Origin of the sequence: Bacillus sp. GB_SG_008 (assembly GCF_052038115.1) — a bacterium.
Classification (GTDB): domain Bacteria; phylum Bacillota; class Bacilli; order Bacillales; family Bacillaceae_G; genus Bacillus_A; species Bacillus_A rhizoplanae.
Genome location: NZ_JBPZSK010000011.1, coordinates 70,718 through 84,870 on the forward strand (window position 1 = coordinate 70,718; position 14,153 = coordinate 84,870).

General features: G+C 35.4%; 13 protein-coding genes. 7 read left to right on the top strand and 6 right to left on the bottom strand.

All coding sequences use genetic code 11. From position 1 onward, the window contains the following. Positions 1 to 493: 493 nt before the first annotated feature. Positions 494 to 1,696 carry a macrolide family glycosyltransferase gene (locus ACTDJC_RS20490; RefSeq protein WP_440604550.1) on the top strand — a complete coding sequence of 401 codons (1,203 nt, stop codon included), beginning with the start codon at positions 494 to 496 and terminating at the stop codon, positions 1,694 to 1,696. 60 nt (positions 1,697 to 1,756) lie between these two features. On the opposite strand, the gene ACTDJC_RS20495 is transcribed toward ACTDJC_RS20490, so the two are convergent. Then, entirely contained in the window at positions 1,757 to 3,172 is a 1,416-nt protein-coding gene (locus ACTDJC_RS20495) for a SpoVR family protein (protein WP_440604551.1), read from the bottom strand. Positions 3,173 to 3,338: 166 nt separating this feature from the next. Here ACTDJC_RS20495 and ACTDJC_RS20500 point away from each other — a divergent pair, with 166 nt between their 5' ends. Continuing rightward, a complete protein-coding gene (locus tag ACTDJC_RS20500) occupies positions 3,339 to 3,680 on the top strand; it encodes a DUF952 domain-containing protein (RefSeq protein ID WP_098308149.1) in 342 nt (113 codons plus the stop codon). Between the two features lie 42 nt (positions 3,681 to 3,722). On the opposite strand, the gene ACTDJC_RS20505 is transcribed toward ACTDJC_RS20500, so the two are convergent. The 3 genes from ACTDJC_RS20505 to ACTDJC_RS20515 form a co-directional block, all read right to left on the bottom strand. Beyond that, a complete protein-coding gene (locus ACTDJC_RS20505; protein WP_253628661.1) occupies positions 3,723 to 4,283 on the bottom strand; it encodes a nitroreductase family protein in 561 nt (186 codons plus the stop codon). A 173-nt stretch (positions 4,284 to 4,456) separates the two neighbouring features. Further along, positions 4,457 to 5,866 (bottom strand): sensor histidine kinase, encoded by a 1,410-nt coding sequence (locus ACTDJC_RS20510; RefSeq protein WP_440604552.1) that lies wholly within the window; start codon positions 5,864 to 5,866, stop codon positions 4,457 to 4,459. Then, positions 5,853 to 6,539 carry a winged helix-turn-helix domain-containing protein gene (locus ACTDJC_RS20515; RefSeq protein WP_440604576.1) on the bottom strand — a complete coding sequence of 229 codons (687 nt, stop codon included), beginning with the start codon at positions 6,537 to 6,539 and terminating at the stop codon, positions 5,853 to 5,855. The genes ACTDJC_RS20510 and ACTDJC_RS20515 overlap by 14 nt, the downstream gene beginning before the upstream one ends. 183 nt (positions 6,540 to 6,722) lie before the next feature. Here ACTDJC_RS20515 and ACTDJC_RS20520 point away from each other — a divergent pair, with 183 nt between their 5' ends. From ACTDJC_RS20520 to ACTDJC_RS20540, 5 genes are all read left to right on the top strand, one after another. After that, entirely contained in the window at positions 6,723 to 7,346 is a 624-nt protein-coding gene (locus ACTDJC_RS20520) for a hypothetical protein (RefSeq protein WP_098308143.1), read from the top strand. A 267-nt stretch (positions 7,347 to 7,613) separates the two neighbouring features. After that, complete coding sequence (locus tag ACTDJC_RS20525) at positions 7,614 to 9,140, top strand: spore germination protein (protein WP_440604553.1); 1,527 nt, start codon at positions 7,614 to 7,616, stop codon at positions 9,138 to 9,140. After that, positions 9,137 to 10,219, top strand: a complete 1,083-nt coding sequence (locus tag ACTDJC_RS20530; RefSeq protein WP_440604554.1) for a Ger(x)C family spore germination protein — start codon at positions 9,137 to 9,139, stop codon at positions 10,217 to 10,219. Before ACTDJC_RS20525 ends, ACTDJC_RS20530 begins: the two co-directional genes overlap by 4 nt. Positions 10,220 to 10,232: 13 nt before the next feature. After that, a complete protein-coding gene (locus tag ACTDJC_RS20535) occupies positions 10,233 to 11,324 on the top strand; it encodes a GerAB/ArcD/ProY family transporter (protein WP_440604555.1) in 1,092 nt (363 codons plus the stop codon). 58 nt (positions 11,325 to 11,382) lie between these two features. Then, the gene (locus tag ACTDJC_RS20540; protein ID WP_440604556.1) at positions 11,383 to 11,946 is read left to right on the top strand and encodes a PCYCGC motif-containing (lipo)protein; all 564 of its coding nucleotides are present in this window, start codon (positions 11,383 to 11,385) and stop codon (positions 11,944 to 11,946) included. A gap of 233 nt (positions 11,947 to 12,179) precedes the next feature. Here ACTDJC_RS20540 and ACTDJC_RS20545 read toward each other — a convergent pair whose 3' ends face one another. Beyond that, the gene (locus ACTDJC_RS20545) at positions 12,180 to 13,607 is read right to left on the bottom strand and encodes a PH domain-containing protein (protein ID WP_440604557.1); all 1,428 of its coding nucleotides are present in this window, start codon (positions 13,605 to 13,607) and stop codon (positions 12,180 to 12,182) included. Beyond that, complete coding sequence (locus ACTDJC_RS20550; protein WP_098308133.1) at positions 13,600 to 14,079, bottom strand: PH domain-containing protein; 480 nt, start codon at positions 14,077 to 14,079, stop codon at positions 13,600 to 13,602. The genes ACTDJC_RS20545 and ACTDJC_RS20550 overlap by 8 nt, the downstream gene beginning before the upstream one ends. Positions 14,080 to 14,153 lie beyond the last annotated feature (74 nt).

Sequence of the window (14,153 nt, forward strand, 5' to 3'; positions counted from 1 at the left end):
TTCAGAATCAACCCCTCATTTCGTACGAAGTAATTTCACCGGCAAAATTACTATACAACCTGACATCGTGTTAGGTTCAAGTCTCTTTTTAAAACTTTTTTGTTGTTTATATTAATAACAGTTTTCATGAAAAAGATGCCTTCTTATTTAAGAATCACATCCAAATTTAAGACTATTGGCGACTGAAAAAACCATTACTTTATTAGTTTTCAAATAACAAGAACAACCGAAAGCTATGGGCTTAGATTGGCAGTTGTTAAAAGAATAATCGATTTGCACTTCGTGGATCATGTAGAAGAGAAAGAAACAACGTTTAAAGTAAAAAAATGAAGTGATTACTTATGAAAGATTTATTTTTTAACATACGTTAGGTCACATAGAGGACACAAAACTATTATATTCTGATACTTGTAATTGAGTTGAGCAATAATGTGGGACAGTGATCCGTACTATTACACAATTTAGAGAACATTTTACCTAAGGAGTGATTATAATGGCACGTGTTTTATTTATTAATGGTGGATCAGAAGGACATATCAATCCAACAATTGGTGTTGTACAAGAGCTTATTGCACGCGGGGAAGAGGTAGTGTACTTCACAATAGAAGCTTTTCGGGAGCGTATCGAGAAGACGGGAGCTACTGTACGAACATTTGATGGCCAAAAATTTTTAGAAGCCTTTATCTCAGGTGGAAGAAACTATTTATCCGAAAGAATCAACGGTCTTTTACATACGGCGGATATCATTATACCTAGCGTTCTTGAACAGATCCAGGGAGAACATTTTGATTACATCATTCACGATTCTATGTTTGGTTGTGGACGTTTACTTTCGCAAATTCTAAAGCTCCCCGCAATTAATTCGTGTACATCTTTTGCTCAGACTGAAATATCATTTGAAAAAATGTTAGAACATCTTTCGCAAAATATCCCAACAGAAATTGCTAAAAGGATAAATAATGATTTTCAAAACCTAACAACAAAAATCAAAGAAAAATATGGTGTTGAAATCACTTCTCCTTATGAAGTTTTTTGTAACCCTGCACCACTTGCAATCGTTTATACAACTAGAGAATTTCAACCTTTTGGAGAAACATTTGACGAAACATACAAATTTGTAGGTCCATCCATCTCTTCACGATTAACGCAAGAAAACTTCGACCTTACTACAATCAAGGGAAAAAGCTCAATTTATATTTCACTGGGTACTGTCTTTAATCAAGCAATTGATTTCTATAAGCTTTGTTTTAAGGCATTTGGGAACACTGATCATACCGTTGTCATGTCTATTGGGAAACAAGTTCAAATATCTGATTTAGGGGATATTCCTAAAAACTTCATTGTAAAAAATTATGTTCCACAAACCGAAGTACTAAAACACTCTAAATTATTTATCACACATGGTGGAATGAACAGTACTCATGAAGGTCTCTATTACGAGGTTCCGCTAATTGTAATTCCACAAAGCGCGGATCAGCCTTTTGTTGCTCAAAGAGTTGCTAATATCGGAGCAGGTATCAATTTAAGTATGCACAGTCTGAGCGCTGACCAACTCCGTGAAACTGCGGACCAAGTATTACACAATCCGTCTTTCCTAAAGGCTGTTGGCAACATTAGTGAATCCTTTCAAAAATCGGGCGGGTATCACCAAGCTGTTGATGAGATTTTTGAATTTAAAAGTAAATATGGTATCTAAATATAAATATTTTTCTCCTACACTGCCAAAAATAAAAAGCCGCTGGTTCCCCAGCGGCTCTCACACATACTTCCGATGCACCATCTTCCCATCATAAGAAAACACAACATTCTTATTCTCTACTATCGACTCCATATGCACCGTTCTTCCCCATAATTGGTAAACATACGGCAATACTTTCTCTAAATATTTTAAATCTAGTTCAATTCCTTCATAGTAATGCTTAATGTACAATTCTCCATTCTTTAAGTGATCTCCGTCTTCGACCATTAAATATGGGAAACCGCCGTTTGTTCTCATATTCACTAACTGATCCCGAACATTTTCCCAATCTTTATCAATGACTTTATAATCTTTCCCTTGGCGCTGGAATAAGTACATATCTTCCCGCATAACAAGTTCTTTGTTTAAGTAATTTCTAAGGAACGAAACGTCCCATTCAATTTCGCGTACTTCAAAGATTTTTTCTCTTCCTGAGTCTGGTTTTACGCCTCGGCGCTTCATTTCTTCTGTCGGATTATTGTAGCGTTCTTCAATATCTTCAAACATTTTAATGCCAAGATAGTACGGGTTAATACTCGTCTTCGATGGCTGGACAACACCTGCGTTTAACTTTGCGAATTCAATTGCTTCATCCGAGCTTAAGTCCATTTCGCGAAGGATACGTTGATGCCAATACGAAGCCCAGCCTTCGTTCATGATTTTCGTTTCAAGCTGCGGCCAAAAATACAGCATTTCCTCACGCATCATCGTTAAAATATCACGCTGCCACTCTTCTAATTCGCGGCTATATTGCTCAATAAACAGAAGTAAATCTTTTTCTGGTTGCGGCGGAATTTTTCTTTTCTTCCGCACATTAGATAATTCTCGTTTCTTATTTCGATTCTCTAAATTCCATAAATCATCGTACGGCGTGACAGCCTTCTTTACTTCTTCCTCTTCTTGATCATCCGCACTCCACGCAAGCTTCGGTCTCATAAGAGAAGGATCAATGTGCTCTTGAATGGCTAGCACTGCATCTAAAAAAGTTTCTACTTCTTTTTTTCCGTATTTATGCTCATAATTTTTAACTCGATCTGCAGTTGCTGCCATACTTTCAACCATATCGCGTTTAGTGTTAGAAAATCGAATATTGTTTTTAAAGAAATCACAATGCGCCAATACATGAGCGACAATAAGCTTATTTTGAATCAATGAATTTGTATCGAGCAAAAAAGCATAACATGGATCGGAGTTAATAACGAGCTCATATATTTTACTAAGTCCTAAATCATAGTGAAGTTTCATCTTATAAAATTGCTTTCCAAAGCTCCAATGTGAAAAGCGCGTTGGCATGCCATATGCACCAAATGTATAAATAATATCAGCTGGACAAATTTCATAGCGCATCGGATAAAAATCTAACCCAAATCCTGTCGCAATTTCCGTAATTTCTGCAATTGCATATTGTAATGCTTTGTCCTCACTACTTCTCATCTCTGTCCCCTCCTTACACATTCCCTTATAAAAGTGTATGAAGGAAAACAAGCTTTCATGAAAATTAAAGAAATTACCTCAATTTATTTTGTCTTTTAAATGCGATTATCTTGCAAAACATGTAAAATTTCCTTTAGAGAACATTCATTACAAAGGGGATAATCTTATGAATACAATCATAAAAGTGATGACACTGCAAGCATGGGAAATTGCGAAAGAAAAAGGAGTAATTATCGAAACTTCTTTACAGAAAGAGGGGTTCATTCACTGCTCATTTCTCAATCAATCATTACAAGTTGCTCACAAACATTTTGCAACAGAACCTTCTATTGTATTTTTAACAATTGATCTAGAGCGTGTACAAGCAGAAATGAAATACGAATTAGCTGCAAATGGTGAACGTTATCCACATGTTTACGGTGTTATACATACGAGTGCAATCACAAACATTCATATATTAAATCAACATAAAGATGGAACGTTCACCCTTCCAGCAGAACTTGCATAATAAAAAAAGGATGCTTATATGTTAATAAGCATCCTTCTTTCTTTATCCTTCAATAATCTCTAACTTCTCCGTAATTGGTGTACGCTCTTTGCCTTCTGGCGCCTTATCAAAATACCCAACATGTAAAATGCCAACAATTCGTTGTCCTTTCGTTAAACCAATTGCTTTCATGAAAGCAGGATTGTAAATAAGTCCGCCTGTTTTCCAAACAACACCCAATTGCTGTTCCCAAGCTAGGAGCTGGAAGTTTTGCATAAATGCACATACAGCAGCGTAATCTTCATCACGCTGCGCTTGGCGTGGGTCTTCATCCATATAGACAACAATTTGAGCTGGTGTACTCATAAAACGTTCCGTTAACATTTTTCCGCGTTTTTCTCTTTCTTCTAGCGAAAAAGAGTTTAAAACAGCGTCTACAAACTTTTTACGACCATCCCCAAAAAATAATTTACATTTCCACGGCTCGCGGTGCTGATGATTCGGTGCCCATGTTGCATTATTTAATAGTTCAATTAATAATGCTTTTTCTACTACTTTATTTGTAAAGGTACGAATAGATCTTCTTTCTTTTATTACATTTGCAATAGACGTATAAGTTGTCATCTGTTCCTCTCCTTCATCATCTTATATCTATATGTATACGTTAATAAATGATAAAGATTATCAATTTCAATTATAATCTAGTTTCCTCATATAAATCAATATTTAATATCAAAAAACACAATGTGACCATTGCAGTAAAACAAAAAATCGCCTTACTTTATGTAAGACGATTTTCATGACCTAGGAAAACGTATGATAAACGTTGTTCCTTTACCTTGTTCACTCTTTACTTCAATCGTTCCATTATGCATTTTCACAAGTTCTTTTACAATCGATAAGCCTAATCCAAATTCACCATAACTATTTGTTCTAGATGTATCAGCTTTATAAAAACGCGACCACATTGCCGATACCTCTTCTCGTCCCATTCCAATACCAGTATCTTCAATTTCAATAATTGTCATTTGCCCTTCTTCTTTTCCTCGCAACATAATTGTTCCATTTTCGGTAAATTGCAGGCTATTTTTTGTGATGTTCAGCAAAATTTGCAGCAGCCGGTCATAGTCAGCATAAACAAATAAGCTAGCGGGGACATCAATTCCAATTGTATTTTCTTTTTCCTCTGCTTGCAGTTCTAATTGTTCACTGATTACTTCAAAAACTTCTTTTACTTCAATCTCTTCTTTTTGAAGTATGATTTCATTAGAAAGGATCTTTTCGTAGTCTAATGTTTCATTGACAAGGCGAATGAGTCGCTTCGTTTCTTGTTCCATCATCTCAAAGCAGCGCTGCTTTTTCTCCTCCGGAATGAGGTCATTTTTCATTCCTTCTACTAAACCATTGATTGTCGTAAGTGGTGTTTTTAATTCATGTGAAACATCAGCAATAAATTGACGCTTTCGCTTTTCTAAACGATTGATTTCCTTCTGTGCTTTATGAAGCTGCTGCGCCATATTATTAAAATCATTTCCAAGCAAACCGATTTCATCGTATTGTCCAATAGGAATATGCACATCATACTGACCTTTTGAAATCATTGCGGTCGCCTGGCGAAGACGCTGCACCCGTTTTACTAAAGAGCGCGAGAAAAAGATACTGACCACTAGTACAATTAGAAATGTAACACCTGCTGCGATTAACAAATATCGATTTAATTCTGTCACAATTTGAAGTGTGCTGTGAATGGGAGCTGTTAACATTACCCCGCCTTGCAGTTCACCATTTCTCATATACGGAATCGCAACAATTGATACAGGTTGTTCAAACCTTTTCACGTCTCGTTTTATTTGCAATGTTTCGCCATGTTGAATTTTCTTCCATTCTGCCTCGCTTAACAATGGATTTTTCTTTACATGAACTGGTGATTGCGTAATTTCTCCCTTTTCATTAAAGATGAAAAACTTCGTGTCACGTGCATGTAATAGACTAGAAAAATGTTTCAATTTCACAACATGAACATTCATTTCCTTTTTCTCAAGCTCATCAATAATTTTAGTTCCGTAAGAAGTAAGCTCGTCTACCTTTGTCTCGTAAGCAAGATTTTCAGCTAAACTTAAAAACATGGCACTTAATAGAATAAATGCAACAAGTAAAATAAAAATGTAACTAAATAATAGCTTATAAAAATACTTAACCCTTTTCACAGCCAGCTACCACTTCATCAAATTTATAACCAACGCCCCAAACCGTATGAATCCACATATGCGAGTCAGTGCTAATTTTTTTACGAAGCCGCTTAATATGTACATCCACCGTTCGTTCGTCTCCGTAAAATTGATATCCCCAAATGCGTTCTAAGAGCTGTTCACGACGAAATACTTGGCGCGGGTGCTTCGTGAAAAAAACGAGCAATTCAAATTCTTTTGGCGTTAAATTTCCCACTTTCTCACCGTCTAAAAATACTTCTCTTGTTTCTTCATTAATATGAAAATGATTTATTTCATTTTTCATCTGTTTTTTTGATAAACGGCGTACAACCGCCTTCATCCTTGCGATTAACGTAAGCGGGCTAAACGGCTTCGTAACATAATCGTCTGCCCCAATTTCTAATCCTAGTACTTGATCGGCTTCGCTATCTTTTGCCGTTAACATGATGATAGGAACATCACTGCTTTCTCTTATTTTTTGACACAGTTTTATACCATCCATGCCCGGAATCATCCAATCTACAATAAGCAAATCCCAATCTTTCTTTTGAAACAATGAATATGCTTCTAAACCATCTGCGACAAATGTTGCTTGAAATTCTTCTTTCATAAAAAACATTTCAAGCATTGAACACACGCTCTCATTATCCTCTACAATTAATACATGCATCGCAGCATCTTCTCCATTCATTGAACTCTTTTTCTCCATTTTAAAACTCTTATCATATGGAAACAACTTTCTATTTCTCTTTTCTTTCTTACATATAAAAACATAATTTGTTCATAGTTTTGTCATACTTTTTGGATAAGCTATATAACGTAAGCAGTTTACTACTTATAGGAGTGATGAAACATGAAGAAAAAGCTAGTAACAGGAATGTTAGCGTTATCATTATTATGCGGAGCAACATCACTAACGGCATACGCTTCTACCGATAGCTCGCAACCAGAAACAAAACAAGAAACGAAACAAGTAGCGAAACACCACAAGCTCATTTCTGAAGAACAATACAAATCATTAACTGAAAAAGGATATAAAAAACATGAGATTTGGAAAGCGGCACGCATTGCAAAGTTAAGTGGCAAAGATATTAATGCTGTCTTAGAGTACTATAAGCAAAAGCATACATGGAAAGAAACTGCGCAGCACTTTGGCGTTGATCCAAAGAAACTTCATAAATTTCATAAACATCATATGAGTAAAGAAATGGAAGAAAAACTGTTACAAAAAGTAGCAGAGATGCAAAAATCTACTCCAGATCAAGTGAAACAAACAATGCGCGACTATGAAGTATCTTTATTCCACCTTGCTGTACTGAACATTATTTCACAAAAAAGCGGCACACCATTAAATGATGTATTAAAAATGAAAAAAGACGGTATGAATGTAAAACAAATTGCTGAAAAATTAAATGTAAAAAAAGAAGATATTAAAACAGAAATGAAAAAATTAAAAGCATCCTTGAAAGCGGAATAAGCAAAATAAACATAAATAAGGAAGAAGCAAATTTGCTTCTTCCTTATTTACATAAAACAACGATTTAATAGTCATTGTTCTCACATGCCAGGTGCATATCTTCGCCCCCCCCCCAAAGCAAGACTTCCAGCAATACAATTCCCTCTACTATTAATATAGAAACACCTCGAATATTCCAACCTACTTTTCATATATCTTCTCGTATAATTTTTCATTTTTCCCCCAAAATAACAAAAGCACTTCAAACACCGAAAAGAGGTGAACCATATGTTTCGTTTACAGTTCGGACAAAAAGAAGCGAAACAACAAGTGAACGAAAAAAATAATTGTTCCATACCAGAATTTCTCGAAAAGATGAAACAATCTATGGATTTTCTGCATTTCAACATAACAGATGATGGTAATTTATGTATATTTTATATCAAATCCGTATCAGAAGAAGTTGTACTAAAACATTATATTCTTTCTCCTATAAAAAGACGGCTAGCAAACATTGAAAAAATAGAAGATTTACCTAACATTATCCCAATTGAAGAAATTATCTTATCTCCTTCTATAGAGGAGATTCGTGAAAAATTATTAGGTGGATTTATATTAATACAGCTTCAAAATTCCTCACAAAAGGATAATTATGCTCTAATTCGTGCCGAAAGTACAGTTCCAGGCAGCCGTATATATAATGATACTGAAAATGAATATAGTGTTATTGGACCGAAAGTTGGATTTGTTGAAAGTCTCGATGTCAATCTTCATTTATTGAGAAAAGGAGTTGTAACAGAAAATCTTATCTTTAAAGAAGTTACAGTTGGGTCTATATCAAAAACACAGCTTGCTGTTGGTTACCTCGACGGGATTACAAATAAACAACATGTCAACACTGTAATGCAACGGTTACAAGATATTGATTTTGATGTTCCATTTGACGCAACATTGGTTGAACAACTCATTAGTGATAATAGTAATTCACTCTTTCCGCTTCTGTTATCCACAGAGCGCTTAGATCGCGCTATGTACGCATTAATAGCTGGGCAAGTAATCATTGTAACAAATGGTTCTCCTTATATTTTGGCTGGCCCAACAAATTTATTTGACTTCTTTGTTTCACCAGAAGATTATTATTTACCGTGGATTATTGGATCATTTTTTCGTTTTATTCGATTTTTCGGAGCTCTATTCTCTATTTTTTCTTCAGCGATTTATACAGCTGTTTTAACATATCATTACCAAATGATTCCAACAGATCTAGTAGGCCCTATTATTTTCTCTAGAGCAAATGTCCCTTTTCCGCCTATATTAGAAGTTCTTTTTTTAGAAATTACGATTGAATTATTACGAGAAGCGGGAGCACGCTTACCGACAAAGGTTGGACAAACGCTTGGTATTGTCGGTGGTATTGTCATCGGGCAAGCAACAGTGCAGGCTGCTTTGACAAGTACAATTTTACTCATTGCCGTTTCTCTATCAGCACTCGCTGCTTTTACAACACCAACAATTAAAATGTCTAACACGATTCGTATCCTACGATTTCCACTTATTATATTAGCTGGTATGATGGGTGGTCTCGGTTTAATAATTGGCTTTACTCTTATTTTGGCGCACTTAATTCGTTTAAAATCACTTGGTTCACCTTACTTATTACCAATTTATCCATTTAGAGGTATCGGTTCATCGGAAGCATTTGTCCGCTATCCGTTCAGTATGTCAGCAAAGCGCCCTTCTTACCTCCGACCAATTTCAAACTGGCGCTTTAGTCCGAAGAAAGCGAAAACAAAACAGAATGGTGACAAAACATGAGATACTTTTTCTTTCCATTCCTTATATGCTTACTATTTTTTCTTTCTAGTTGTGCACAATCACAAATTGTAGATGAAATGCGACTTGTTCATACTGTTGGATTTGATCTCACTGCAGATAAAAAAATTAAAGGAACTATTATATACCCTGTTTACAATCTTGGGAAAAATAAAACCCCAAAAACATTATCATCAGTCGGACGCTCAGGAGAAGTAGTAGCAGCTAATTTAGCTGCCAAATCTCCTCACAAGATAGTAGTAGGTCAAACACGAATGATTGTATTTGGATCAAGTTTAAGTAAACAGGGAATTTCAAATATAATTGGAAATTTGCAACGCGATCCGAATATTGGACGAGATGTACAAATTGCAATGGTAGATGGCACAGCAGAACAATTACTAAAACATACAGTAAAAAGCGGATCTCTATATTTAGCAGAACTAATTGATCAAAATGTTGCAAACGAAAGTATACCGACAACAAATTTACACGTTTTTCTATATAATTATTTCTCATTTGGATGTGACCCTTTTCTTCCCTATATCCGAATAGATGGTGAAGATTCTGCTTCTCTTCAAGGCCTTGCATTTTTAAAAAAAGATAAAATTATGATGTATGCGAATAATGAAGACTCATTTTTAATCAAATTAATTATGAATCCAATTAAAAATGGACGATACGAGGTGAATATACACAGAGGAAAAAACAAAGGTGTTGCTGTCATTCACAGCTTATCGGGAAATAGCACCTATCATATTACAGATAACAATTCTTCACCTAAAGTAGAAATTAAAGTGAAACTAAATGGTTTAATTAAAGATTCCCCTAGCTGGATTAATTTAGAAAATCCTAAAAATATTTCTTATATTGAAGCACAATTACAAGAAAATATTGAGAAGCATTTAACGGCACTCATCAGTCAATTTCAAAATAAAAATATAGATCCACTTGGAGTTCGTGATCAAATTAGAAGTCACTCTAGAAAGTGGAATATGAAACAACTTTCAAACATGTATCCATCTATAGATGTTTCTGTAAAAGCAAAAGTCAACATTGTACAATCTGGAATCGGAGAATGAGGAGGAGAAAAAAATGAATCTACATAGCAAAGAATTTACAGTTTCTCCTTATTTTACGTTCTTTTTAATTCACTCTCTTCAAATAGGAGTAGGAATTTTAGGCTTTCAGCGCTTTATTATTAAACATGCTGGCTATGATGCTTGGATTTCTATTATCATCATGGGAGTCATTACACATTTCGTTTTATTTTGTATGCTTAAAATGCTTGAAAAAGATAATGATTTAATTAACATTCATACTACATGCTTCGGAAAATGGCTAGGTAAAGTCTTTACAATATTTTTTATGCTATATTACGGACTATCTTGTCTTACTATCTTCCGAACATATATTGAAGTCGTTCAAGTATGGGTATTTCCTACTATAAAATTATGGCAAGTCGGGCTTATTATTTTATTCGTCGTGTACTACATTTTAAGTGGAGGATTTCGCTCTATAACAGGGATATGCTTTTTGGGCGTTATCCTGCCTCTTGTAATACTTGCTTTTTTCGTTTTCCCACTTAAATACGCTCATTTCCGCAATATTTTACCTGTTTTCACTCACTCTTTTTCCGATATTATGCTTTCAGCAAAGCAGGTTTCGTTAGAATTTCTAGGATTTGAAACATTACTCATGTTTTATCCATTTATTGAAAAGGGAAAAGGCGTAAAGCGGTGGGCACATTTTAGCATTTTTTTTACAACTTTTCTATATGTGCTTGTAGCCTTGCAATCATTTGTTTATTTCAGTGAAGGTCTGCTGCAGCATACAGTATGGGGGACATTAACGATGTTCAAAATCATTAAAATCCCTTTTATTCAGCGATTTGAATACGTGATTATCTTCCTTTGGTTTCTCATCATTTTACCGAATCTTTGCTTAACAACATGGGCTTCTTGCCAAGCTGCACACCGTTCTTTTCAGTTACCATTTAAGGTTGCTTTTCCAATATTTATTGGAATCATTTATATTAGCTCCTTATTTTTTATGAACCGTGAATCCATCAACACATTAAATACTTATACGTCTAAAATTGGATTGTATTTAATATATGTTTATATACCTGTCCTTTTTATTTGGCACTATTTTTGTTATCGTTTGAAAAATAAAACTTCTTCATAGGAAACAACTGGGGAGTCTGTTACAATTTTAGTAAAATTAAAATAAAGGAGATATGTTGATGAAAAAGCCGCTTTTATTATGCAGCATGACAGGAATACTTGCCTTCACAATGATAGGCTGCACGAATACTGAAGATAAACAGTCAGCAAAAGAAACAAGTTCTTCCACTTCATCACATGAACATAAACAACCAGCAAAAGAAACAAGTTCCTCCACTTCACCACATGAACATCACCAAGAACAAAGGGATATCGCCGAAACAACAAAAGGAATCGATACGCTCCCTTCTTTCTTATCTGAACATGATGCGCAAATAAAACAAGTTTACGCTGTGGCAGCAAAACACGCTGAATTACTTCAATGGATTCCATGCTACTGCGGATGCGGTGAAAGCGTCGGGCATAAAAGCAATAAAGACTGTTTCATTCGTGAAATCAAAAAAAATGGTCAAGTTGTTTGGGATTCTCATGCAACAACTTGTGTAAATTGTCTACAGATTGCATTAGACGCGGCAAGGTTACAAGACAAAGGGAAATCACCACTTGAAATTCGAAACTACATCGATAATAAGTATAAAGAAGGATATGCGAAACCAACACCTACTCCAATGCCAAAATCATAAAGGCGCTATCCGCCAATCAGGCTTTTATGATTTACTTTATAATGTATTAAATTTGAACGAAATAAAAAAGCGAGGGAGATAATCCCTCGTTTTTTTATCCCGCATTAACGGGCAGTAAGACCCCCACCTCAAGATGCAGAGAGAAACGAGGAAGATAGGCGGGGGATAACTGCCCGTAGAAGCCCGATTAGTTCAACTAACCATCAGTGGGGGATGAAGATGGAAGTTTCACTTTATGCGAAATCACTCTCTTTTTCGTAAGAGTACCACCTCCGAAGCGAAGTTCCAACTGTATCGTCTGCATCCTTTATACGAAATGTTATGTTTCTCGCACCCGATTTCACACATATTTTCACATTACATAACGATGCTGATTCTTGAAGTACTGTTTTAGAAACCGTTAACGCCTGTATATGACTTTTTTTTGTATACACCGTTATTCGTCCAATTCGGCGATATATGACAGTAAGCTGCTCTCCCGTAATACACCAACGCGCATCATAGTATCTCCGATAACCTAGAACTGCGCCAACGATGAGAAAAATAGGTGCTACATATTTTACCATTGAAGTTTGAGATAATGTAATCGCTATGAATAAAAGAACAGGCACAATAACTCTTATCATATAGCGCTCAAATGATCGTTTTGGTAAATGTTGAAACGAAGACGGAGCTCGATAATCAGGAAAATAACGCTGCAATAAATATGGAATATGGCTTCGCTTTACGAGCGGAAAACAGACAAGGCGAAAACCTGCGTATTCTTCTTCTTTTGAACTCGAACTCGCACTCACAAAACGAATTGTAGCATAACCAAGCCATTGCCGAATTATATTTTCCTCTACTTTAATTGCTTGAATACGATCAAGCGGAACAATAAGTTTTTTCTTCTCAAATAATCCCCTCGTAATAACAAGTTCATCCTTTTGTTTCACAACTGTAAATCCATGATACTTCTGATATACAAGCAACGTACCGAGTAACCATCCCGCTGTAAGAACAGCAATTGCAACTTCTCCGTAAAAAGAAGGTGTTTGTGATTGAAAATTTTCTAGCTTAAAATGAATCGAAACGTACTCATCTATCTCTGTATAAATACCAAGTAACACCGAAAATACAAATCCAATACTGCCTGATGTAGCCGCATATAGAAACGTCTTTTTATTCGATAATGTGAATATCGGTAGCACGGCAATATCCTCTTGTATCATTCTCCTCCTTTCAGAAAGCTGCCCTTGAATATGACTCGCTTCTTCTTTTGTAATTATTTGTAATACTATTTCTGCCCCTTCCCTACTTCCCGCCGTATCAATTTGCAGTTCCGTTAATCCAAACAAACGATGAATTATATTTTGTGATTCATGAATTGCCTGAATTCGTTCTTTCGGAATGTACTTTCGTTTTTTGTTTAACCATCCTTGCTCAAGGATCACTTGTTCTTCAGTAATTGTATATGTAAATCGATACCAACGCATCCAAGCAATAAAGGTGAGAATAAACAAAGGTACAAGGCTAAAAATAATCGTATTCATCAGAATTGAAAACGGTAAGCTATCGCGAAACTTAAATAAGAAAATAAGGTAAAGAGGAAATAATGTCGATGCATGTTTCACAACTGACAATAGGATTGACAACGAATGGATTCTATTTCTTCTATACATCGGCAACCGCCACCTGTGTTAAAGTAGAAAGTTGCTCCCGTAAATATTCTGCATCTTCATATGCAATCGCCGGAATTGTATGAATTGTCGCTGCTGTCGTAATATCCACTGATGCTAATTGATAATAACGTAAAAATGGGCCTTGCCTTACATCTACATGTTGCACACGAATCATTGGAATTAATGTTTTCTCTGTAATAAATACACCTCGCTGTAAGTCAATCTCTTGTCCACGTATCATATAACGCCATCTCTTCCATCTAAGCTTTGGATATATACCAATTGTAAAGATAGCATGTCCACAAAAAAAACAAAGAAATAAGAGTTGCAAGTTTGTCATACCTCGAAATGCATCAAGCCAATATATCACTCCGCCATAAGCAATCCAAACAATAATATTGATTGAAAATGCCGTTAATCTCCATACTTGAATTGCTCGTTCATCAACCGATTTTAGTAACCTTGGACTCATTGACTCACCCTCCCCACCTCTTCGTTTTCTTAATTTTCTTTCTATTAATTATAAACATATTTCCTTTTCTTTCC

Coding starts and splice junctions, on each gene's coding strand:
- ACTDJC_RS20490 (WP_440604550.1), top strand. CDS start 494: ATGGCACGTGTTTTATTTATTAATGGTGGATCAGAAGGACATATCAAT.
- ACTDJC_RS20495 (WP_440604551.1), bottom strand. CDS start 3,172: ATGAGAAGTAGTGAGGACAAAGCATTACAATATGCAATTGCAGAAATT.
- ACTDJC_RS20500 (WP_098308149.1), top strand. CDS start 3,339: ATGAATACAATCATAAAAGTGATGACACTGCAAGCATGGGAAATTGCG.
- ACTDJC_RS20505 (WP_253628661.1), bottom strand. CDS start 4,283: ATGACAACTTATACGTCTATTGCAAATGTAATAAAAGAAAGAAGATCT.
- ACTDJC_RS20515 (WP_440604576.1), bottom strand. CDS start 6,539: ATGCATGTATTAATTGTAGAGGATAATGAGAGCGTGTGTTCAATGCTT.
- ACTDJC_RS20520 (WP_098308143.1), top strand. CDS start 6,723: ATGAAGAAAAAGCTAGTAACAGGAATGTTAGCGTTATCATTATTATGC.
- ACTDJC_RS20525 (WP_440604553.1), top strand. CDS start 7,614: ATGTTTCGTTTACAGTTCGGACAAAAAGAAGCGAAACAACAAGTGAAC.
- ACTDJC_RS20530 (WP_440604554.1), top strand. CDS start 9,137: ATGAGATACTTTTTCTTTCCATTCCTTATATGCTTACTATTTTTTCTT.
- ACTDJC_RS20535 (WP_440604555.1), top strand. CDS start 10,233: ATGAATCTACATAGCAAAGAATTTACAGTTTCTCCTTATTTTACGTTC.
- ACTDJC_RS20540 (WP_440604556.1), top strand. CDS start 11,383: ATGAAAAAGCCGCTTTTATTATGCAGCATGACAGGAATACTTGCCTTC.
- ACTDJC_RS20545 (WP_440604557.1), bottom strand. CDS start 13,607: ATGTATAGAAGAAATAGAATCCATTCGTTGTCAATCCTATTGTCAGTT.
- ACTDJC_RS20550 (WP_098308133.1), bottom strand. CDS start 14,079: ATGAGTCCAAGGTTACTAAAATCGGTTGATGAACGAGCAATTCAAGTA.